Below are 20,437 nucleotides of genomic sequence, written 5' to 3'. Positions count from 1 at the left end.
TCCCGAATTTGCAACGCTGGCGTACCGTGCCAAAATGGCAAGAACCATAGTCCTAAAAAAGCAGTCTAAAGATCGGCAAATTCCTGCGTGAAACAATGCAGGACCGCTCCATATTCCGCCTATCAGAACCTCGCGAAAAATCGTTGAAAGTCCGGTTACAGACACTATCAGACCCCGATCTGCGGCACTGAACATACCGCTTTCGAACCCTTGTCAGTCACCGGTCCCAACGACCCGTCGACCTTGGGGATAAATCTCCAAAATGGCAGATTAAGGCCGGGACATTGGCAAAACTGTGTCTCAGTCTTCACAATGGGTTGGCCCATTTTGAGGCAGGTCTTTTCAGGAGGTTGAAGCCTGTGATCCATCCAGTTTCTCCAATGTCTCCAGGACGGATATTGTCGTTTCCGGAGGCATGACCCGACTGACGGTCCGGCCGCTGCCGAGGCAGGTGCCGACCTCATCGATTTCGAATTGTAAGCCACTTCCATGAAACTGGGCCGAGATTTTTGCGTGGCCGGGCAAAACGGCCCGAATCATGCGCTTTGCCTTCTGCCCGTAAAGCGAATTAGACAGGCGCGCGCGCAAAGAAGGTCCGGGCACGGCACCAGGTTCTGCAAAGCGGACCGGGGATACGGTGCCATATCCGGCCTGGATGAAGGGCGCCTCCAGCGTGATCCGGGACTTCGAGCCCGACAGCACCAGCATGTTGCGCATCTGCGTGGCGTGGCTGACGCTGATCGTTGACAGCGCCGCCTCCCCCTCCCCCGCATGGCTCAACACAAAGGCGGCGGTTCTGGAGCTTCCCGTGGCCGAGCGTTCGACACTGCCGCCCTCCAGCTGAAACGGTCCCAGCAGAAACTCTGCAATCGACATCCCATAGCAGCCGAGATCATGCAGGGCGCCGCCGCCCAGGGCCGGATCGGTGATCGGATCGCCCGGTCTTTCGGTGCGGGCAAAGCCCAGCGAGGCTTCCAGATGCGCCACCTGCCCCAACTCGCCTGCGGCGATGCGTTGGCGCAGATCAGCCATGATCGGCAGGAACCTTGTCCACATCGCCTCCATGCAGAAGACATTGGCTGCCGCTGCCGCCGCAGCGACCTCGCGCGCCTCAGCGGCGTTACAGGCAAACGGTTTCTCGCAGAGCACGGCTTTGCCGGCGTTGATCGCAATCAGGCTGTGGTCTTTGTGCAGTGCGTTGGGGGTTGCAACATAAATCGCATCCACCTGGTCGGAGTCGGCCAGGTCGCGATAGTCGTCAAAGACCTTGGTGCCGGGGAACAGCTGTGCGAAGCTTTGGGCGTTTTCGGAGCTGCGGGAGGCCACTGCGGCAAGCACCCCGGTCCGGCTGAACCGCATGTCTTGGGCAAATCGTCGGGCGATGCCGCCAGAACCGAATATCCCCCATCGAATTTTTGACCCTGTCAATTCTGGCCCTGTCACGGGTTTTCGCCTTCTTTTCCGGTGTCCTTCATGCGGTCTGTGCCTGCCAGAAACGGCAACCTTGCGGACCCGCGAATGAGAACCTGTTCGCCCAGTTTGCCTAAAAGATCGCCGATCACTGCGGGCGGTGCGTAAAAGCAGCGCAACGCGTCGACAGGATCGCGGGCCTTGACGGCATCGATCATGCGGAACCAGTGCCATTTCTTCAGTGTTTCGATGTAATGCTCCCGGAGAGCGGCGCGATCCCCGGCCGACAGGTCTGTGCGGGCCATCAAGGTCTGGTCCGCCTGGACCAGCGCGCCAAGGTCGCGGGCCGAATGCTGCCCGCTCAGCGAGGTCGGTCGTGTCACGGCGACATAACCTGCCGGATCGGTCAGGCAGAAACGTGCGCCCTGCGACAATGCCGAGGCATAGAGCATGTAATCCTCGCCCAGGCGCATATCGGCGTCATAGCGCAGGCCGGTCCGGTTGAGGAAGGCGGTGGAGATCAACGGCTTCAGAAATCCCAACTCCCGGCGCCCGCCATGCCGGCTCGACAGGTTGCCGCGCACGAAGCCGGAAAAGTCGAGGGTCTGGAGGCCGATATCCGTTTGTGACCACAATCGGGTCCGGGGCCCGTCGACATCACTTTCGGGAACCTTCAAGAGGTCATCGGCGACAAAATCCCAATCACCCTGCTCTGCGATGTGCAAAAGCTGCGCCAGGCGCCCGGGCTCCATGAAGTCATCGGAATCCAGCGGCGTGACATAAGGCGCCGAGATATGGTCCAGCGCGCGGTTGCGGGCTGCGGCGGGGCCGCGGTTTTCGGGCTGGGACAGCACCTGCACGCGATCGTCTTCGGCAGCGAGGGCTCTGGCGCAGTCCAGAGTGCCATCCTGCGACGCGTCATCCACGATCACCACCTCGACACAAACCCGGTCCTGGGCGAGCGCCGAGGTGACCGCTCTGCGAAGGGTCGATTGCGCATTCCAGGTCGGGATGATCACGGCAATCCGGGCCTGTGTTCCGGGCTCGGTCACAGCCGGGTCACCGGCACATTTTCAGGGGGCATGGCAGGCCCGTCCGCCGTTGCCCAAGCGCATCGGCAACGGATCGAAAACGTTGAAACACCACTAAGTGTTGCATACCCTGCCCATGCAGGACACAAACTGTGTATCATTCGGACCCGCAATTGAACCTCTTCAAATCGCCTAAACCGTAGTTGAGCCCCATGACCGATGCAACGGTAATCATAGCGGCGTGGAACGCTGCAGACACGATCAGCAGGTCGGTGGACAGCGCGCTTGCGCAGCAATCGGTATCCGTCGGAATCGTGATCGCCGATGACGCCTCCGATGAGGATATCGCCTCCCGGCTGCCGAAGTGCGAAGAGATCACCTTTCACCGTCTGGAGGAAAACGGCGGCCCTAGCGCGGCCCGCAATGCCGCGCTTGATCTGGCCAGGGGGGATTGGGCCTGTGTTCTGGATTCCGACGATACCATGTTGCCGGACCGGCTGGCGGGAATGATCGCGATGGCGGATCGGCTTGAGGCGGATATCGTTCTGGGAAATTTCCTCAGGGTCGACGGGGAAGGTCAGCCGCTTGACGGGGCACCGTTCCTGCCCCCGGAGGGGATCGACCCGGACCAACCGGTCACGCTGGAGGACTATGTCGCGGACAATCTGGTGTCCCGCACCTCCAGAAGCGCGGGTTATCTCAAACCTCTTATCCGCCGCGCGTTTCTGGAGCGGACGGGGCTGCGATACGATCCCACCTTGCGCAATGGCGAAGATTGCCATCTGATCTTCAACGCCTTGGCAATGGGAGCGAAGGTACATATCCGGCCCGAGGCTGACTATCTCTACACGGTGCGCGAAGGGTCGGTGTCCTACCGCATCAATCCCGATCATTTCGAGGCTCTGATCAAGGCGGATCGGGCTTTTGTCGCGCGCCATGACGGGCATCTCAGCGCCAGGGCGACCGACCTGTTTCGCCGCCGGGAAACCGGGTTGCGGAACATGATGAACTCGGAGCGGGTCTTGCAGGCCCTGAAGTCGAGACGCTTGCCCGAGGCCATCCGGCTTGCCGGGCAGCATCCCGCAGCACTGCCCAGGGTGGGGCGCCAGATCGCCGAGGGGCTGGGCAAGAGACTTAAGGGGGAAAAATGATGCCAACCTTCCAGTTGACTCTCTGTGCCGATTGCAGCGACATGAAAAAAATAAATATGGGGCAGCCGGATCTTAACAGGATCCGCGCATGAGACATCATTAAGGTGGCCAGCATCTTGCTTCCTCCAGAGGGCAATTCCAAGGACCAGCGCGCATCCCGACGAGCGACGATCCTGATGCACCGGCGCATAAACAACCTTCAGTCAGGCAGTGGTGTGCATCTGATGTGCTTGTGCACCTGCCTGGCCGACGCAGATTATGAAATCCGGATCGTGCTCGCTCCGATCACCAGTTTTGGCAGAATTCCCTTCTGCAAGCCTGATCGGATACTTGCCGATCGCAGCATTACGGTTGACTGGCCCGGAACGGTTCAGATCGCCGGTGTGTATTTTTCAACCCGCCTGACCGTCTGGATGAAAGCCCTGCGCCGGGCCGCCATTCAGGTGCTCTCCGTGCCGCGTCGCTGGCTTGGCGGCGCCCACCAGCCCTATCCCAGCGACCTGAGCAAGGTGCTGGAGCCGCCGGAGGCGCGCGAGGTTCAGGAGGCGGCGAACCGGGTGCCCGGTGATCTGGTCGTCGCGGAGTATTCCTCGCTGGCGCCGCTGCTTGGCGGCTGCAGCTCCAGGAAACGCGCGGTGCTGATGCATGATCTGTTTTCCAGCCGGGCCCGGTCGTTCCAGCAGGCCGGTCGGACGCCGGACCACATTCCGATCAGCGTCGAGCAGGAATGCGACCGCCTGCGGCAGGCCGATCTGTGCATCCATGCCTCGCAGATCGAAGCGGGGCAGTTGCAGCAGAAGCTTCCCGACATACGCCACATCTGGATGCGCCCGGTCCTCGCCGACAACAAGGGCACCGCCGACGGCGCCCCCCGTGTCGTGTTCATAGGTGTCAGCCATGGCGGCAACCGGGCGGCGCTGGATCTGATCCTGACCGAGATCTGGCCGCGTGTCCGGGCCGAGGTGACATGCGAGCTCTGGATCGTCGGGGAAATCTCGCAATGGGTCACGGACAGGCCCGAGGGCGTGCGCTGTTTCAGCTTCATGGAAGATCTGCGCGTGCTGGGGAACGGAAACACGATCGGTATCGCGCCGATGCTGGTAACCAGCGGGATCAGCATCAAGATCGGAACCTATCTCGAACTTGGAATGCGGGTTCTCACCTTCAACAAGACGCTTGAAGCCTATGGGGATACCCTGGACGGGTTGGTGACCGCCGTGGACACGCCCGAGGAGTTTGCGTCAACGCTGATCGCCATGCTGAGCGATCAGGACGGCACCGCGCAGTGCCGCCAGAATGTGGTGTCAGATCTGCAATCGCGTATGAGCAATGACGCGCTTCTGGAATATCTCAGGGCCGACTGAGCGCCGGTATCTCAGCCCGGCGGGGCGGTTTCGGGCACACTCAGGGTCTGCTCGACGGTGATGATATCCCCAGGAATGACGATCGTGTCGGGCCCTTCGAAGATCCGCCGGTCCGCGCCATTGCCGCGCTGCACGCGGAAGCTGCGTTCATATTGCCGGTTCTCGTCGGTAAATCCAACTACCGCGCCGCGCTCCAGCAGCATTCGGCGTGCCGTGTCGCGACGGCTGCTCAGCATCTCGATACGCGCATTCACGTTCTGAAGTTCCACCGCAGCCTGGGTGGCCCGGTTTGCCTTGAGGGCCACAACGTCGCGCTCGGCCTCCTTGACGCTTTGCTGGGCCCGGTAGAAACTGTTCTGCAGATCAAGGGTTTTGGCCTCGATATCAAACACGCCTTTCTGCGCCTGGGTCAGTTGCGGTGCCCGCGCCAGTCCCTTGTCGACAAGCGATTGCGTATTCTTCAGGTATTCCTCGGCCAGCTTCAGTTGTTCCTGCTGGCCTTCGATCTTCCTTTCCAGGGTTTCGATCTCGGTCATCAGCAACGTGATGAGTTCGCTCAGCGAGGCCTGCTCGCGTTCCAGCGCGGTTTTGCGCGCGGCGAAAATCCTGCGCTCTTCCTCCAGCAGCAGATCCAGAGGCGCGGAGCCGGCAACCGGCACAAGCGTGTCGGGAAATTGCAGGCTGTCGTGCTCCTCGACCTCGGCGCGCAGCCGGATCGAGGTGATGCGCGCGCGCAGCAGCTCGGTCTGGATCTGTTCCAGCGCTCCCGTCTCGCGCATGATCGCCAGCGTGTCGATGCCCACCTCGTCCAGGCGCTGCCCGCCCCCGGCCAGCGCAAAGGCCTGGAGCGCGGTCAGCCCGGGCCGGGCCGGATACGCGCCGGGATTGTCCACATCACCCATGATGAAGAAGGGGCCATATTGCACCACCTCGATGGCGATTGACGGGGCGCTGTTGCTGCGGACCTGTACTTGCAGTGCGTCGGCAACCTCGTCGGCAAGCTCCTCGGGGGTGTGCCCCTCTGCCATGATGCGGCCGGCAAGCGGCACCATGATGCGCCCCCCGCTCTGAACCAGAAACTCGCCGCTGACCGCCTGCCAGATGACATAATCGCGCTCATCCTCGTCCCAGATCACCACCCGCAGGCTGACCTTGTCGCCCGGTGACAGGCGATGGATGTTCGGATCGTCCAGCGACTGGGCATATCCCCAGCTTGCGCCGGTCAGGGTTACGAGGCAAAAGACGAGCAGTCGAAGCATGTTCCATTCCTTCCGCAAACCGCGGCAACATTACACTGGTAAACAGGCACCTGCCCCGACCATATAGCGCTAGACATATGAAAATGTCCCATGTTTCTTTAGCTGGGGCCGCCCAACAGTATTTCACTTAAGGAACGTTTCGTTGCAAGGTTCTATTTCGGCTATCATTCCGACCTTCAACAGAAGCAGCTATCTGGGCGAGGCCGTTGAGGCGCTGCTGAACCAGACCCGCCCCCTGAGCCAGATCCTCATCTGGGACGATGGATCGACCGACGATACGCCCGATGTCGCCCGCAGGTTGCTGAGCGCGGATCGCTCCGGTGTGCTTGCGTATTTTCGGGCGGAAAACCAGGGAAAATCCGCCGCGCTGAACGCGGCGATGAAGGAGGTTCGGGGCGATTATGTGTGGATATGCGACGATGACGACATCGCCTGTCCCGATGCCGCCGAAAAGCTGGGTCATGTTCTTGATACCGGCACGGCCGGGATCGCAGCGGGCGCGCATGTCCGGTTTTCCGTGGCGGCGGACAGTGCGGAAAAAACCTTTTTCGGAACCGGCTACTGGCCCGATCTGTCTTCGGGCAGCGTCATCCGGCATCTGCTCGAAGATATCTTCTTTTTTCAGAACGCCTCTCTGGTCAGAAGGTCCTGTTACGAAACAATCGGCCCGTTTCGCGAGGATTTAAGCCGATCCATAGACTATGAAATGTTCGTCCGGCTGGGCACGCGGTTTCCGATCGAGATGATTGACGATGTCGTGTTCTTCCAGCGCAAGCATGAGGGGCTGCGTGGTCCGGCAGCACAGCAGCATGCCGCGGCCAGCTCCGAGGCGGTCTGGTTCGAGGCGGATCGGGCAATCTTTGCGGATCTGCGCCCCCGCCTGCCGATTGCGTTTTATGCGGCTCTGTTCAAGGCGGATTCCCAGGATCTGGCGCTGCGCGCGGGGCATCTGCAGCGGGGCTGTGTCTATGCGCGCCGCGGCGACTGGGCAGCGGCAATCGAGGATTTTGAAATAGCGGTGGACATGGACCCGTCCCGGGGGTTGTCTGCGACCGAAATCGGGATCGCTCTTCGGACCATGGCTGGAAAACACGGCAGTACACAGGCTTATCTCTCTCCGGTGCGCGAGCAATTGCTGGCTCTGGCGCGCAGAGGGACGGCTGGCAAGACCCTGGTCAATGCGTTCGGGCGCGGATCGCTCTGGCGGGCGCGGGAGGCTCTGGAAAATCGGGACTTCATGCAATTCTCGCGCATTGCCGTGTTTTGCGCGCGCGCGGGGATCCGTCCCCGGCCCTCTCTGCAGGCTGCGGATCTGTGCGAACGGGACTATCCGCAAGCCGAGGCCTATCGCTGGTGAGTGAAAACATGCGCAATATTGATCCGGACCGCGTCGTTGTTCTGATCCCGACCCTGAACGAGGCGGCGCATATCGAGGCCGTGCTGTGCGATCTCATTCAGGATGATCCCGTGGCGTCGCGCTGCCCGGTCATCGTGGCCGATGGCGGCAGCGAAGATGACACCTGCGAGATCGTTTCGAAACTTGCGGAGCGCTTCGACAATCTGCGCCTGATCCACAATCCCGGGAAAACCCAGGCCGCCGCGATGAACCTGCTGCTGCAGCCCGAGTTTGACGGGTTCGACATCGCCATCAGGTGCGATGCGCATGCAGCCTACCCGACCGGCTATGTCAGCGGGCTGGCCCATTGCCTTGTGGAAAAAGACGTGGCTTCGGTCGTGGTGCCGATGGATGCCATTGCCGATAGTGGCGGCTGTTTTCAGCGCGGTCTGGTCTGGGTGGCCGACAGCAAGCTGGGCGCCGGTGGCTCGCCCCATCGCGGCGGCACGGCTTCGGGCTATTACGATCACGGCCATCACGCCGCCTTCCGGATGTCCAGTTTCCGGGCTTTGGGCGGGTATGATGTGGGGTTCCGGGCCAATGAAGATGCCGAATATGACATGCGGCTGATCCGCCGAGGCGACAGGATCTGGCTGAATGCCGATCTGCGCATCGGCTATTTCCCGCGCCGCTCGGCCAGACGCCTCTGGAAGCAATATTGGAATTACGGGGTCGGGCGCGCCCAGACCTGCCTGAAACACAGGGTTCGGCCTGGTCTCCGCCAACTGATCCCGGCAATTCACACGGGCCTTGTCCTGCTGAGCCTGCTCGCCTTGCCGGTGACCCGGGTTCTTCTGCTCTGGCCGCTTTTTTACGGCATTGTCATCCTGTGCATCGGTCTGCAGGTCGCATGGAAACACCGCTCTGCCTGCGGGATGGCGGCCAGCCTTGCGCTGGCCACGATGCATCTGGCCTGGGGGATGGGCTTCCTGTCACGCCTGGTGCAGGGCGGGCCGTCGGCGCAGATGCCTGCACAGACCGAAAAAACACCTTGAGGCGCGCATCTGATGTCCACCATCGCTTTCTTTGGCCATAATTCCAATGAACCCGCCATCCGCCGTCGCGCCCGGGCCTTCCAGAGCGCGGGGCATGATGTGGTGGGCTTCATGCCGCATCGGGGGGTGAAACAGGCCACGGACTGGCCGCTCATCGATCTGGGAGAGACCCGCGACAACGCCTATGGCCAGAGGGTCATGTCGATCTTTCGCGGTGCAGATATTGCGGCCCGGGAACGGGACATTCTGGCGAATTGCGATGCCATCTATGCGCGCAACCTGGATATGCTGGCCGTTGCGGTGCGCGCGCGCCGCAAACTGGGGCTGGAGAGGCCGCTGATCTACGAATGTCTGGATGTGCATCACCGCCTGACCGGCCCGTCGCTGGTCGCCCGCCTGCTGCGCCGTTTTGAACGGCGCCTGCTGCACCATTGCGCCCTGGTGGTGATTTCCTCGCCACGCTTCGAGAGCGAGCATTTCGCGGTGCATTATCCGGGCGCCTACCGGGCCTTTCTGCTGGAAAACCTGATGATCGAGGGCGATGATTTCCCCGACCGTCCGGATCCTGAGCCGGTTGAGCGACCCTCTGGCGCGCCGCTGCGGATCGGATGGTTCGGCAATCTGCGCTGCCGGCGCTCGCTTGATCTGCTGCTGGGGCTGGCGCGCCAGTTCCCCGATGACGTCACCATCACGCTGCGCGGCTATCCCGCTCCGGGCGTGTTTGACAATTTCGAGGGTGAGATTGCGCCTTACAAAAACGTCTCTTTCGGCGGGCGCTATTCCGCACCGGGCGATCTGTCGGCCATGTATGGCGCGGTTGATCTGGTCTGGGCCGGGGATTGGTACGAAGAGGGGGCCAATTCGCTCTGGCTGCTGCCCAACCGGATCTATGAAGGGGGCTATTTCGCGACCCCCTCGCTGGCGCCGGACGGGACCGAGACCGCGCGCTGGCTGCGAGACCATGGCAGCGGCATCCTGCTGGCAGCGCCGGTGGACCGCGCCCTGGAGGCCGAGATCGCCAGTCTGCTCAAGGATCGCGCCCCGCTGCAGCAGTTGCGGGGCCAGTTGCTATCCCTGCCCAGAAGCGTCTTTGTTGAAACTGCGGAAACAACGACGACGCTTCTTCAGGCCGCCGGGATAGGGCCCGAGTGAGCGCAGGGTGGCGTACAGGCCATCAAATGCCGGATTTCAGGCGGCTAAAGGCGTGGAGCCTGCCAGCCTGCCATTGGCGGGGCCTTCTGCCCGGTTCGTGCAATCTGGATTCCCGGCGGGACGCAGGTTAGTCTGCGGCGGTGTTGGCCGCCGTTGTTTATGTGTTGAGATCATCCAATGATCGAAGGGTTCAGAACTTTGACGAGATTACCCGATTTCATTATCGGCGGCGCGCCTAAATGCGGGACGACATCGCTGCATTTCATTCTCGGGCAAAGCCCGCAGATCGGCCTGCCCGACGCTGAAATTCACTATTTCGACGCCGATGATCCGATCGCGCATCCCGATTTCCTGGACGCGCGGGGGCCGGATCTGAAATGGTTCGACACCCGCCTCACGCACAAACCCAATCTTGACTGGTATGCCTCGCGGTTTTCAGACTTTCAGGACAAGCTGCTGATCGGAGAGGATTCCACCACCTACCTGTTCTCGCCCGTGGCGGCCCGGCGCATCAAGGACCTGCTGCCCGATATCCGCCTGGTCTTTTTGCTGCGCGACCCGGTCAAGCGCGCCTATTCGCAATATTGGCACCTGGTCTGCAGCGCGCGTCTGAGCTGCAGTTTCGAACAAGCGCTGAGCCAGCACAGCTCGATCATCCTGGGATCGACCTATGCGCCCCATATCGCCCAGTATTTCGACGTGTTCGGGCGCGAAAACGTGCATATCGCCGTGTTCGAGGATTTTCTGGCCGACAAACAGGCCTTCCTTGATGGCGTCACCGCCCATATCGGCGCCCCCCGGATGGATGTCGAAACACTGCAAACCTGGTTCAATCGCACCTATTATCCGACCTGGCCCAAAGGGCAGCAATGGCTGAACCGGATTGGCGGTCGGATCGTTGCCGGGCGCTACCGCAATCACATGGGCCAGGAGACGGGGCTGGCGGAGAAAATCCGCAACAAGCTGCACTATCACTGGTTCCGGCGCATCAACCCCATTCTGCTCAAGGCGGAAAAGCCGCCCGCCATGCGGTCCGAAACCGCCGCATACCTCGCGCATCACCTGTCAGACCGCAATGCCGGGCTGTCGGATCTGCTGGGCCGGGATCTTTCGACGGTGTGGCCGGGGTTTCGCGGATGACCACCTCGCGGGCGGATATCGTTCTTGTCTATGATCCCAGATTCTCGGGCGGGACCGCCACGGCGATGCTGGCCGATGTCAGGGCGTTTCACGGATCCGGCGCGACGGTGGGCCTGCTGCCGGTCACCTCGGGGTTTTTTACCGGCGAGGGAGACAGGCCCAATGCCGCCGTGTTGGACCTGGCGGACCTGCAGGGGTTCGAGTTGCTGAAACCGGGCACTACGGTGATTGCGGAGAGCGTTTTCTTTCACCATCCGCTGACCTTCTTTCACAAGGTGGTCGAGACCGCCGAGATCCGGGCCCAAACATCGGTTCTGGTCGCCCATCATCCGCCATTCCGCGGCGATGGCTCGCTTGAATATGACCCGATCGCCACGACCCGGACCATCAGACGGGCCTTTGGCACCAGCCCCATGTGGGCGCCCGTTTCAGGGGTGATCCGCCAGCATCTGCGCAGCTTCCTGCCCTTTCTGCGGCTGACCGGTTCGGATTGGGTGAACGCCTTTGATGCGGGCGATTGGGCACCCCGCCGTCAGGTCTTTGACGGCCCTGTTGCGACCGTGGGGCGCCATAGCCGCGAAGACGTGCTGAAATGGCCGGATCGGGCCGCGGATGTGATGGCGTCGGTGGCGCCGCCCGGACCGGGTTGGCACACGCGGGTCATGGGCTGCCCGGTGCAGGCGCTGGAGGCAGCGGGCGTCGATCCGGGCGGTTGGGAGATCGTCCCGTTCAACGGGGAACCGGTGGACCGCTTTCTGGACAGTCTTGACGTGTTTTCCTATTTCCACAGCGACAGATGGATCGAAGCCTTTGGCCGCACCGTACTGGAGGCGATGCTGATGGAGCGGCCCTGTATCCTGGATCACAGGCTGCGCGAAACCTTCGGGCCGCTGGCGCAATATGCCGCGCCGGCGCAGGTTCCCGATCTGCTGAATGCGCTGCGCAATGATCCTGTCGGCACGCGCAGCCGCTGCGCCGAGATCCGCCAGACCGTCGCTGATCGCTACGCAAGTGCGGCGATACCGGACAGGCTGCGCGCCCTGCAGCGCGATCCGGGCACGTCGCGCCGCGACGGGCCGGTCCAGGCATCCCCTCTTGTGACCCTGCGCAAGCTGGCCGGGCTCGCCCGGCGCGCATACAACACTGCGCGCGAGACAGAGGATGGGACAGCGCAATGACACGGGTCAGCCTCTCGGACGCCCAGGCGGCGGAGTATGACACCTGCGTTATCGGTGCCGGGGCTGCCGGGCTTGCGCTGGCTTTCGCTCTGGGGCGGTCGGGGCAGCGGGTTCTGGTCATCGAACAGGGCGGTTTCGACACTGGCGAGATCGACACGGCCGAGGACCGGGACGAGATCCTGTCACCCCAGACCCATGATCCCCGCCAACTCACCAACCGCGAGGCGGTAGGTGGATCGCTTCTGGGATGGGGTGGGCGCTGCATGCCGTTCGACCCCGAAGACTTTGCCGCCGGCTCGCACCGGCATGTGCATCCCTGGCCGATCCCGTTTGACGATTATGCACGCTGGGTCACGCCTGCGGCCGAATTTCTGGATACCGACCCGGTGTTCCACGCACCCGCCCCATCCGGATGGCCCGCTGTTGAGGGGGTGAGCGTCGAGCGGATCGAGCGGCTGAATGCGCTGGAGCAGGCTGATGCGCTTCAGGACCGGCTGAAGCAGGATGATGTGCCGGTCGATCTGCTCAGCCAGGCGCAGCTGCTGTCCATGTGCTGGGAGGGCGGTGTGCAGAGCCGGGTGCAGGCCCTGCAGATCCTGCAGGACGGGCAGGTCGCCACCCTGCCCTGCCGACAGGTCGTTCTGGCCTGTGGCGGGCTCGAGAGCACCCGCCTTCTGTTGCTGGAACAAGCCGCGCAGCCCTCTGTCTTTCAGGGATCATCCGAGGCGCTTGGACGGTATTACATGGGGCATCTGACCGGCGCGGTTGCCGAGCTCACGTTCCGCGATCCCGAGATATGCGAAGGTTTCGGATATCAGAGCGAAAACGGTCAGAGCCCCTATCGGCGGCGTTTTGTCCTGACCGGTGGGGCGCCGTCCAATGTCGCATTCTGGGTTGAAAACCTCACCCCGACCGACCCGCGGCACGGATCGGGTGAAATTTCGGCCAAACATCTGCTGAAACATCCCGATCGCTTTGAGAATGTGGGCCCTCACATCGCCAATATCCTGCGCGACCCGGCCGGGATGTTCGATGCTGTGCGCTCGGGTGCAAAACGGCTGGCCCCGGCAAGTGTCCGGCGCCCGCAGCGGTTGGTGGCTCATGGAAGGGGTCCCTATGCCCTGGCCTATCACGCCGAACATTTCCCCGAACATGACAGCCGCGTCATGTTGTCGGACAGCACGGACCACACCGGTCGGCGCCGGCTGAAGGTTGATTTCCGCTATGGAAAACGCACGGTGCAGGCACTGGTCGACAGCCACAAGCTGCTGGCCCGCAGGCTGCAGGCGGGAGATGCCGCAGAGATGGTGCTGCCCGAGGATGACACCCTTGCCGAGGCCATCATCCGCAAATCCCGTGACGGCTATCACCAGATCGGGCTGACACGCATGTCCGATGATCCGGGAGATGGCATTGTCGACACCAATTGCCGTGTCCACGGCACCAAAAACCTCTTTATTGCCTCCGCATCGGTGTTCCCGGTCTCCGGGCAGGCCAACCCGACCTTGTCCGTTGTTGCCATGGCGCTGCGTCTGGCCGATCATATACGGGATCAGCACCAGACAGGATCCGCAGCATGAGCGGAACGACGACATATCAACCTTCTGCCCGGGAGGTGTTCGAACACCGGCGGGACCATGTCCTGGTCACGGTCTGGTTCTTCGTCACCTTCAAGCAGTTCCGGTATGACGAGTTGATCCTGTATCCGCTGGCCCTTTATTTCGGCTGGGCGTTCTTGCGGGATTTCAACAGACTTTTTCCGCTGATCGCGCGCAGCTTCGTGCTGTTCGTCTTCCCCGCCTGGTGGCTGTTATCGGTGCTCTGGGGGGATCAGACGGGACTTATCATAAAGTCGGGTATGCAACTGATACTCACGATCATGATCTGTTATTGCATTGTGACCCGCCTGAGCGCGCGCGACATCTTCATATCGCTTCTCATTACATCAGCCTATTACGGCGTCATGAGCTTCCTGGCCCCCTATATGGGAACGGGAACCATCGCCCGGGGGGTATTTTCGAGCAAGAACACCATGGGGACCGCCATGGTCATTCTGTGGCTCGCGTCGCTCTGCGTGCTGGTCGATCCTGGTTTCTCGCGCAAGCTCAGGCTGCTCGCCGTGGCAACGGCGGGCCTCGCAGCCCTACAGATTCACAGGGCGGATTCCGCAACGGCGGTGCTGCTTGCGATCGGCATTCTCGGGCTGGTGTTCCTGCTGGGTATCGTGCCCCGATCCGGCATTCTGAGGCGCCCCTGGTTCTATGTGGCGGTTCTGGCGGTTCTGGGTGCTCTGTTTCTGGCCTCTGCATGGTTTTTTTCGTCGCAGACGGTCGATCCGGTCAATGCAGTCCTTGGCGCCTTCGGCAAGGATGGCACTCTGACGGGCCGGACGGTGCTGTGGCAATATGCGACCCGACAGATCGAGCAGACTCCGCTTCTTGGCGTCGGGGCCGGAGGGTTCTGGACCCCCTATGACAAACTGTCCGAGGCCAGCCGCATCTATGAGGAATTCCACAAGGCGACATATGCCACCTTCTCGTTTCACAATTCCTATTACGAGATTGCCGTGCATCAGGGTCTGATCGGATTGTTTTTCTGTGTCCTGACCGTTGCCTGGACCATCGGCTCTATCCTGATTGCCAAGGATAAATCCGACCCGATTGCGTCTGTTTTCTTCCTGTGCGTCTGTGCCGTGACCCTGGCTCGGAGCATGACGGAATCGGATTTGCTCGCGCCGTTTGCGCTTTTGACGATACTGTTCCTGACAGGTGGATTGATGTCGCACCGATCTGTATCGGCTTCTGACCGTCCGCAGGCAAGCGGCGGGAGTCCATCTGTCGAATTCCGCAGAAATCGCGCCGGGCTCTCTAAAACCGGGGTCGCGCTGCCCGGATGACCCATCCCCACACCAAAGGCTGGGTTCCGGAGCTTTCCGATTGGGACTGAGGGTTTAGCGACAGCACGAAGGCCGCAAAGATCACTTGGACTTATGAATCTTGTAACCCATTAAGGAAATTGCAAAAAAACCAATAGCTGATGCGATCACTGTTCCTGTAATGAATGCTATCAATGAAGCGGTCACCGATTGCTCCGGTGGAATGCCGAACTGTGCCAAAACAAAGCTGAAAGCCGCCTCTCTCGGTCCAACGCCCGCCATCGAGATTGGAACAATTTCGATCAGGCTCACCATAGGCAGGGCGACAAGAAACATTACCACGGAAATGTTCGCGCCAATGGCGCTCGCGCAGGCCCAAAGAAATATCCCCCGAAATATCTGGAGCAGGAAGGCAAGAACAAGCGCGATCCTAATGACCTTACCATTCCTATATGTATCCAGGGCGTTGAAGAATTTTTCTACTTGATCGCGAACAATCTGCAGGCGCGGCCAGTAAATGAGTTTCAATATTGCCGCGCGCATACGCCTATTCATTATCATACCGGCACCTAAGAGCATGACTAAGACACCTCCGCTTGCCCAAAGCCGCAAATCGCTATTTGTGCTGTCCGCAACGAAGGCCAGAGCAACAAGCGCCAAAATGAATTGCGACATGAGCGACATCAGCCGATCAACGATCACGGACGCGGTGGCGACCGCCAAGCTGGACTCGCGTGCAAGGCCGCCAACACGGATGGCTTCCGCACCGATCGTTCCGGGCAGAAACAATCCTGCATACGAGCTGAAGAAGGTCAGTTGTACAAAAACCTTAAACGGAATTCCCAACTGACGATCGACCAGGAAGCTCCAACGGAATGCATTGAACAACATCAACGCGACACCCAGCAAAATAGTAAAGAATATCCATTCGGGGCTTATTTCGCGCAATGATCTATAGAAAGCCGCCATGTCGATTTGATACGCCAGCAGGCCTAGCAGGACGATGCTGCCTAGGATGCGGACAATCGGCGAATTTATCTTCAGCTTCAATAAACGGGTGCTCCAGACAATCGGCGTTTCACCTTGCTCAAGAATATTTGGGAGCGCGACATGCGTCTTGTGCCCGGCAGGCGCATCAAAAAATCACCTTTCAGCCGGACAGAGAACATCGGATCATCCCCTGACCGGTTACAGCGCTGCCCCTGCCGAAGGCCCCAAAAACAACTTTCGTAACCAGTTCGTTTCGCAATATCGACAGCCAATTGAGAGCCAATCGTATAAGGAAAACAAAGATGTCGCACCGATGCCTGAGGAATACGACTCTCGATCTCTGCCTTGGAGACACGCAGACTGTTTTCGATTGCCGCTTCAGTCTCAGCGCTTGTCTCGAACCGCCCCAAAGCCGGTAGTTTCTGTCGCCACTTTTCAACAACAGCCTCAAGTTTCTGCGGCCATTCGGAATCCTGGAAAAAAGCTGGCCCAGCCATGCGCACGGTTGTCAGAAGATTCTGCACAAAGCTCTCGTTAGGCAGGAACGCTGGTTTGCCCGACATACGTGACGCGGCTTCAAAAATCGGATAGCCCAGTAGAGCGGTTTTTGAAGCGGTCGGATTCGGTTCGTGTCCCGGTGCAACCGGAACATCAAAAAGTGCGGTGGCTGTGTCCGGTGTCACAAAACCAAGCAATTTATCTGATACAGGCACACGATGGTGAAAATGCGTGTGCGATTGAAAATCAACGCAACCCGCACGTGCTATTTCTGCGATGTCTGACCAAGTCATTAAATCCAGATCCTGCCGATCGGCCGCGACGGCCTGAGCAGAACCTCTGTCCCGGATATAACCGGGAATGAGGAACACCACTGCTTGCATATTGTACGCCTGCAGCAGAGGGAATGCGGTGCTATACACGCTCGCGCGCCCGTCATCTATCGTCAGCATGACCGCTCGTGCCGGTGCCGGTCGCCGCCCTTTCAGAATTTCCAAATACGTATCGCAATCAATGGTCTGGTAACCATTTTCCGACAGATACAGCAGGTGGGCTTCGAACTCTTCCGGGTCAATGCTGTGATATACAAAAACCGGAATCTCCCCTTGGGTTTCATTGGCGGTTCGCGCATGCACAAACCGCGGATATGATCCGAGAACATGGTGTCTCAGTTCGTCAATCACTTCTGCAAAAATTTGCCTGCCTCCACGTCCTGAAGCGATTGCTGCCTGATGCAATCACAGAATAACCTTGACCATTGACCAGTAAATACGAAGCATGTTCCCGGCCAGATTCAGCAGCGCATTCATACTGGCTTTGCTGCTTTTGCTCGGGAGATCTGGCAGCCCAGATACGAATAGATCCCGGTCCCGTACCGTGCGCATTTTTTGTAACCGTCGGCGATCACGGCAGATTTGCGCGCGAATCCGAAGAACGCTGCGCCAGGCTTGCGTATACTCCCTGAATTTTCCAGCTGCCACAACATAGCCCAATAACAGGCATTCAAAGATAACAAGAATGGGAAACAGACTGATCAGTGTGCTCATCTGATAGTTGGTACCGAGAAAGACAAGCCGATTATGTATCATACCGTGAATACGGGGGACCGTGCGGATACGATTGTGATAGACCATGGCATCAGGTACGGCAAAGCAAGCAAGCCCCATCATCCTTAAACGATGGTGTAACTCTCCATCGTCTCCCCAGCCAATCACGAGGTTTTCGTTGAAGAAGCCGATATCCTTGATCTTTTTCTTGTCCAGCAATGCAATTCCGCCTCCAACAGCCTGGCGCGGTCCCCTCTTCTGCAGAACATCCAAAGGCTCCTTCCGGTATGCTGCAGAACAACAAAGACAGTGCATTTGATGACCAAAGATGAACACCTCCTCCGAGCCATCGTTGAACAGGACTGCCGGTGTGCAGGCTGCGGCCTCGGGCCGGGATCTCATCACGTCCAGCAAGGCGGTCACGGCACTCCGATGAAATGAAATATCATTATCCGTTACCAGAACAAATCGATGCGTTGCGCACTGAATTCCAGCGTTACGTACAATGGATGTACGGCCGGTGTTTTGGGGAAGCGGTTCTATCCGGATTTGCGGGTAGTGCTGTTTGAGAAACTCCAGCCCGTCGTCAGTCGAGCCATCATCAACGACAATGTACTCCGACGGGGGGGTATCCAGTCGCTCCAGTGAGTCCAAGGTTTGTTGTAAGACGTCGCGCCCATTGTAGTTGATGATGACGCAGGAAAAAGCGGGCATTTCCTGTATGGTGTCTGGTTCGTCCATTTTGACTCTCAACTCACTCGTTCACCCAACTTGCGTCGGATCAGGCCATTTAAGAAACGCAAATCGCAAACATTCACTTTCATGTACGTCCTGCAGGTTGCGCCGCTTGCATGCGTTCGCACAAGCGCTGAAGAGGAAGGATTTCGCAACCCGTTGATATCGAGTGCGATACTTCACTCTTAATCACTGTTTCCGAAATACGTTTGGGCTGTTCGTGTTCTTGCCGTTTCGGGTAAGGGCGCACATACCCTTCAAGGGTGTGATCCGCCATGGCCCGTGCGCAGGAATTTGTTTCCAACCCCGCCAGTATATCCCATATCACTTGAAACCTATTTGACGCAGCCCCTGACCGTTCACGCGTGCCTCATGGAAAGCGTACAGTTTCGCATGCTTTCAAGCAAAATTTTCCAAAAAATCGTTCCATTCGTTTCGAGTTGCACTCTGTAAGTTGGTTTGGCCAGTCAAATGAAGCCTTCATGGGACTGGCCATTCTTTTTATCCCAACAAGATGTCAGGGTCCTGAACGAACAGCACCAGCGACGTGTCCGAGGTGATCTCATAGCTGCCGCCGCCAAGCGAGTTGCCCTTGAGCAGCTCGGAACTGGCACCATCCACCTCGATATCGGACCCGTTGATGGTGATGACGACGCCCGTTCCATCAAGCTGATCCGCCACCGTAGCCGGGCCAAGTGACTGCTCAAAGACCAAGCGGTCGGAACCCTGGTCGCCGAAATCCAGAATGACATCGGCCGAGAGGGCATTCAGGGCGAAATCCGCGCCGAAGATGAAGCTGTCATCGCCCTCTCCTCCGGTCAGGGTATCGGCCCCGGTGCCGCCATCGAGGCGGTCGGTTCCCGCGCCGCCCAGCAGGTTGTCGTCACCCGCGCCACCGCGCACCACATCGTTGCCGTTGCCGCCGTCCAGAAGGTTCGCCAGCGCGTCACCGATCAGAAGGTCCCCGGCCTCGCCGCCAATGACATTCACAGCATCCAGCGAGATTGCCGATCCTTCGATCGTTCCGGCCGAGAAGCCAATCTCTTCTTCCAGCAGATCGACCGCCGCCTGCGCATAAAGCGCATCCCCCGCATCGGTGAAATGCACCTGATCCGGCAGCAATTCACTCTCCGTGATCGGGGGTTCGAACAGATGCAGCGTCGGGTGCGTGGCAGCTTCCGAATTCACGATCTGGCGAATGCCCGGAACGAAGGTGCCGTTGCCCGCGTCTCCGGCGACCATTTCGCCATTGACCATGCTGTAGCCTTCATTGGTTGCCGTAACCAGATCCGCGAATTCGGGCTTCGCCGGCACCAGCGAGATAACCAGATGACGGTCCTGCGCCCCGTCCAGAGCGTAGAACTGATCGATCAAGGCCTGAATCCCGGCCAGCACCTGATCGACTTTCGTTGGGCCGTTCAGGTCATTCGTGCCCATCATGAACCAGGTCACATCGGGATTGATCTCGTCGACGGTCAACGAGAAATTCATCGGAGCGCTCGGATCATCGGTCAGTGATTCCGCCAGGGAATGGCCCGGTGTGGCATTGTGATCCCGGTCGATCATGCCTTCGGGGCCATCGTTGAAGCGGCCGACATAGTCGATCCAGATATTGTTTGCGGATAGGGTGTCGAACAGGTCGTCACGGAAACCGCCTTCGACATCCGGATTTCCGAATTTGTACCCTTGCGTCAGCGAATCCCCGAAGGCCATGACCGTTGCCGCATATGCGTAGCTCGACTGCGACAGATCGACAGTCAGCGCCCGGCTCTCGCCAGTGAAATCGCGTTGCCCCACGGACAGGAAGACGGTCGCGCTATCGGTGCTTTTGCCATCACTGATCGTATAGTCGAAACTGTCGCTGCCGACATATCCGGCATTCGGCGTATAGACGACCTCGCCATTCACGATGGCCACGGATCCATTGCTGGGCTGAACGGCAATTCCACTGATCTCCAGCGTTGTTAAATAATCGGCATCCGGATCCACATCGTTGCTCAAAACATTGATCGACCAGGATCCTGAACTTTCCACGCTGACAGAGTCATCATTCGCAACTGGCGGTGGATCTGTCGTCAGCAGCCGTCCGTTTGCTTCCATGCTGGCTTCGGTACCGGCGAGGTTTTTGACGCCGGTGAGCAGGGCGACCTGGACAAAGCCGCTGGCGCCGTCGGGGTTGATCTCGAGCAGCGTGTCATTGCCAACCGTGGTGAAGCG

16 protein-coding genes are annotated in these 20,437 nt (G+C 59.7%); 9 read left to right on the top strand and 7 right to left on the bottom strand.

What is annotated here, in order from left to right:
• Positions 1 to 342: 342 nt before the first annotated feature.
• Together AB1E34_RS25380 and AB1E34_RS25375 are read right to left on the bottom strand one after the other, a co-directional pair.
• A complete protein-coding gene (locus AB1E34_RS25380; RefSeq protein ID WP_372575082.1) occupies positions 343 to 1,443 on the bottom strand; it encodes a Gfo/Idh/MocA family protein in 1,101 nt (366 codons plus the stop codon).
• The gene (locus AB1E34_RS25375) at positions 1,440 to 2,462 is read right to left on the bottom strand and encodes a glycosyltransferase family 2 protein (RefSeq protein WP_372575081.1); all 1,023 of its coding nucleotides are present in this window, start codon (positions 2,460 to 2,462) and stop codon (positions 1,440 to 1,442) included. Before AB1E34_RS25375 ends, AB1E34_RS25380 begins: the two co-directional genes overlap by 4 nt.
• A gap of 191 nt (positions 2,463 to 2,653) precedes the next feature.
• Here AB1E34_RS25375 and AB1E34_RS25370 point away from each other — a divergent pair, with 191 nt between their 5' ends.
• Together AB1E34_RS25370 and AB1E34_RS25365 are read left to right on the top strand one after the other, a co-directional pair.
• Positions 2,654 to 3,592, top strand: a complete 939-nt coding sequence (locus AB1E34_RS25370; protein WP_372575080.1) for a glycosyltransferase family 2 protein — start codon at positions 2,654 to 2,656, stop codon at positions 3,590 to 3,592.
• Between the two features lie 116 nt (positions 3,593 to 3,708).
• Entirely contained in the window at positions 3,709 to 4,956 is a 1,248-nt protein-coding gene (locus AB1E34_RS25365) for a glycosyltransferase (protein ID WP_372575079.1), read from the top strand.
• 11 nt (positions 4,957 to 4,967) lie between these two features.
• Here the strand turns inward: AB1E34_RS25365 and AB1E34_RS25360 are convergent, their stop codons facing one another.
• Positions 4,968 to 6,215: a polysaccharide biosynthesis/export family protein gene (locus tag AB1E34_RS25360; RefSeq protein WP_372575078.1), complete on the bottom strand. Its 1,248-nt coding sequence runs from the start codon at positions 6,213 to 6,215 to the stop codon at positions 4,968 to 4,970.
• Positions 6,216 to 6,357: 142 nt separating this feature from the next.
• Between AB1E34_RS25360 and AB1E34_RS25355 the strand changes: the two genes are divergently transcribed.
• The 7 genes from AB1E34_RS25355 to AB1E34_RS25325 all read left to right on the top strand — a co-directional run bounded on the left by AB1E34_RS25355 (position 6,358) and on the right by AB1E34_RS25325 (position 14,972).
• On the top strand, positions 6,358 to 7,572 hold the full coding sequence (locus AB1E34_RS25355; RefSeq protein ID WP_372575077.1) for a glycosyltransferase: 1,215 nt from the start codon (positions 6,358 to 6,360) through the stop codon (positions 7,570 to 7,572).
• Between the two features lie 8 nt (positions 7,573 to 7,580).
• Complete coding sequence (locus tag AB1E34_RS25350) at positions 7,581 to 8,606, top strand: glycosyltransferase family 2 protein (protein WP_372575076.1); 1,026 nt, start codon at positions 7,581 to 7,583, stop codon at positions 8,604 to 8,606.
• Positions 8,607 to 8,618: 12 nt separating this feature from the next.
• Positions 8,619 to 9,758: a glycosyltransferase family protein gene (locus AB1E34_RS25345; protein ID WP_372575075.1), complete on the top strand. Its 1,140-nt coding sequence runs from the start codon at positions 8,619 to 8,621 to the stop codon at positions 9,756 to 9,758.
• A 177-nt stretch (positions 9,759 to 9,935) separates the two neighbouring features.
• Positions 9,936 to 10,898, top strand: coding sequence for a sulfotransferase family protein (locus AB1E34_RS25340; RefSeq protein WP_372575074.1), 963 nt, complete (start codon positions 9,936 to 9,938; stop codon positions 10,896 to 10,898).
• Complete coding sequence (locus tag AB1E34_RS25335) at positions 10,895 to 12,076, top strand: glycosyltransferase family protein (protein WP_372575073.1); 1,182 nt, start codon at positions 10,895 to 10,897, stop codon at positions 12,074 to 12,076. The genes AB1E34_RS25340 and AB1E34_RS25335 overlap by 4 nt, the downstream gene beginning before the upstream one ends.
• Entirely contained in the window at positions 12,073 to 13,656 is a 1,584-nt protein-coding gene (locus AB1E34_RS25330) for a GMC oxidoreductase (RefSeq protein WP_372575072.1), read from the top strand. The genes AB1E34_RS25335 and AB1E34_RS25330 overlap by 4 nt, the downstream gene beginning before the upstream one ends.
• Positions 13,653 to 14,972, top strand: a complete 1,320-nt coding sequence (locus AB1E34_RS25325) for an O-antigen ligase family protein (protein WP_372575071.1) — start codon at positions 13,653 to 13,655, stop codon at positions 14,970 to 14,972. Before AB1E34_RS25330 ends, AB1E34_RS25325 begins: the two co-directional genes overlap by 4 nt.
• Before the next feature lie 81 nt (positions 14,973 to 15,053).
• Here the strand turns inward: AB1E34_RS25325 and AB1E34_RS25320 are convergent, their stop codons facing one another.
• From AB1E34_RS25320 to AB1E34_RS25305, 4 genes are all read right to left on the bottom strand, one after another.
• Positions 15,054 to 16,001, bottom strand: coding sequence for a lysylphosphatidylglycerol synthase transmembrane domain-containing protein (locus AB1E34_RS25320; protein WP_372575070.1), 948 nt, complete (start codon positions 15,999 to 16,001; stop codon positions 15,054 to 15,056).
• Positions 15,998 to 17,176 carry a polysaccharide deacetylase family protein gene (locus AB1E34_RS25315; RefSeq protein ID WP_372575069.1) on the bottom strand — a complete coding sequence of 393 codons (1,179 nt, stop codon included), beginning with the start codon at positions 17,174 to 17,176 and terminating at the stop codon, positions 15,998 to 16,000. Before AB1E34_RS25315 ends, AB1E34_RS25320 begins: the two co-directional genes overlap by 4 nt.
• Complete coding sequence (locus AB1E34_RS25310; RefSeq protein ID WP_372575068.1) at positions 17,177 to 18,226, bottom strand: glycosyltransferase family 2 protein; 1,050 nt, start codon at positions 18,224 to 18,226, stop codon at positions 17,177 to 17,179.
• Positions 18,227 to 18,721: 495 nt separating this feature from the next.
• Positions 18,722 to 20,437: Ig-like domain-containing protein (locus AB1E34_RS25305; protein ID WP_372575067.1), on the bottom strand; the 1,716-nt coding region annotated here is incomplete at its 5' end.

The organism is Ruegeria jejuensis (assembly GCF_041537905.1).
Taxonomy (GTDB): Bacteria; Pseudomonadota; Alphaproteobacteria; order Rhodobacterales; family Rhodobacteraceae; genus Ruegeria_C.
Note: the sequence above shows the minus strand (reverse complement) of the source record. Positions and strands in the feature narration are given on the sequence as shown.

Coding starts and splice junctions, on each gene's coding strand:
- AB1E34_RS25350 (WP_372575076.1), top strand. CDS start 7,581: ATGCGCAATATTGATCCGGACCGCGTCGTTGTTCTGATCCCGACCCTG.
- AB1E34_RS25360 (WP_372575078.1), bottom strand. CDS start 6,215: ATGCTTCGACTGCTCGTCTTTTGCCTCGTAACCCTGACCGGCGCAAGC.
- AB1E34_RS25330 (WP_372575072.1), top strand. CDS start 12,073: ATGACACGGGTCAGCCTCTCGGACGCCCAGGCGGCGGAGTATGACACC.
- AB1E34_RS25370 (WP_372575080.1), top strand. CDS start 2,654: ATGACCGATGCAACGGTAATCATAGCGGCGTGGAACGCTGCAGACACG.
- AB1E34_RS25310 (WP_372575068.1), bottom strand. CDS start 18,226: ATGGACGAACCAGACACCATACAGGAAATGCCCGCTTTTTCCTGCGTC.
- AB1E34_RS25345 (WP_372575075.1), top strand. CDS start 8,619: ATGTCCACCATCGCTTTCTTTGGCCATAATTCCAATGAACCCGCCATC.
- AB1E34_RS25335 (WP_372575073.1), top strand. CDS start 10,895: ATGACCACCTCGCGGGCGGATATCGTTCTTGTCTATGATCCCAGATTC.
- AB1E34_RS25340 (WP_372575074.1), top strand. CDS start 9,936: ATGATCGAAGGGTTCAGAACTTTGACGAGATTACCCGATTTCATTATC.
- AB1E34_RS25325 (WP_372575071.1), top strand. CDS start 13,653: ATGAGCGGAACGACGACATATCAACCTTCTGCCCGGGAGGTGTTCGAA.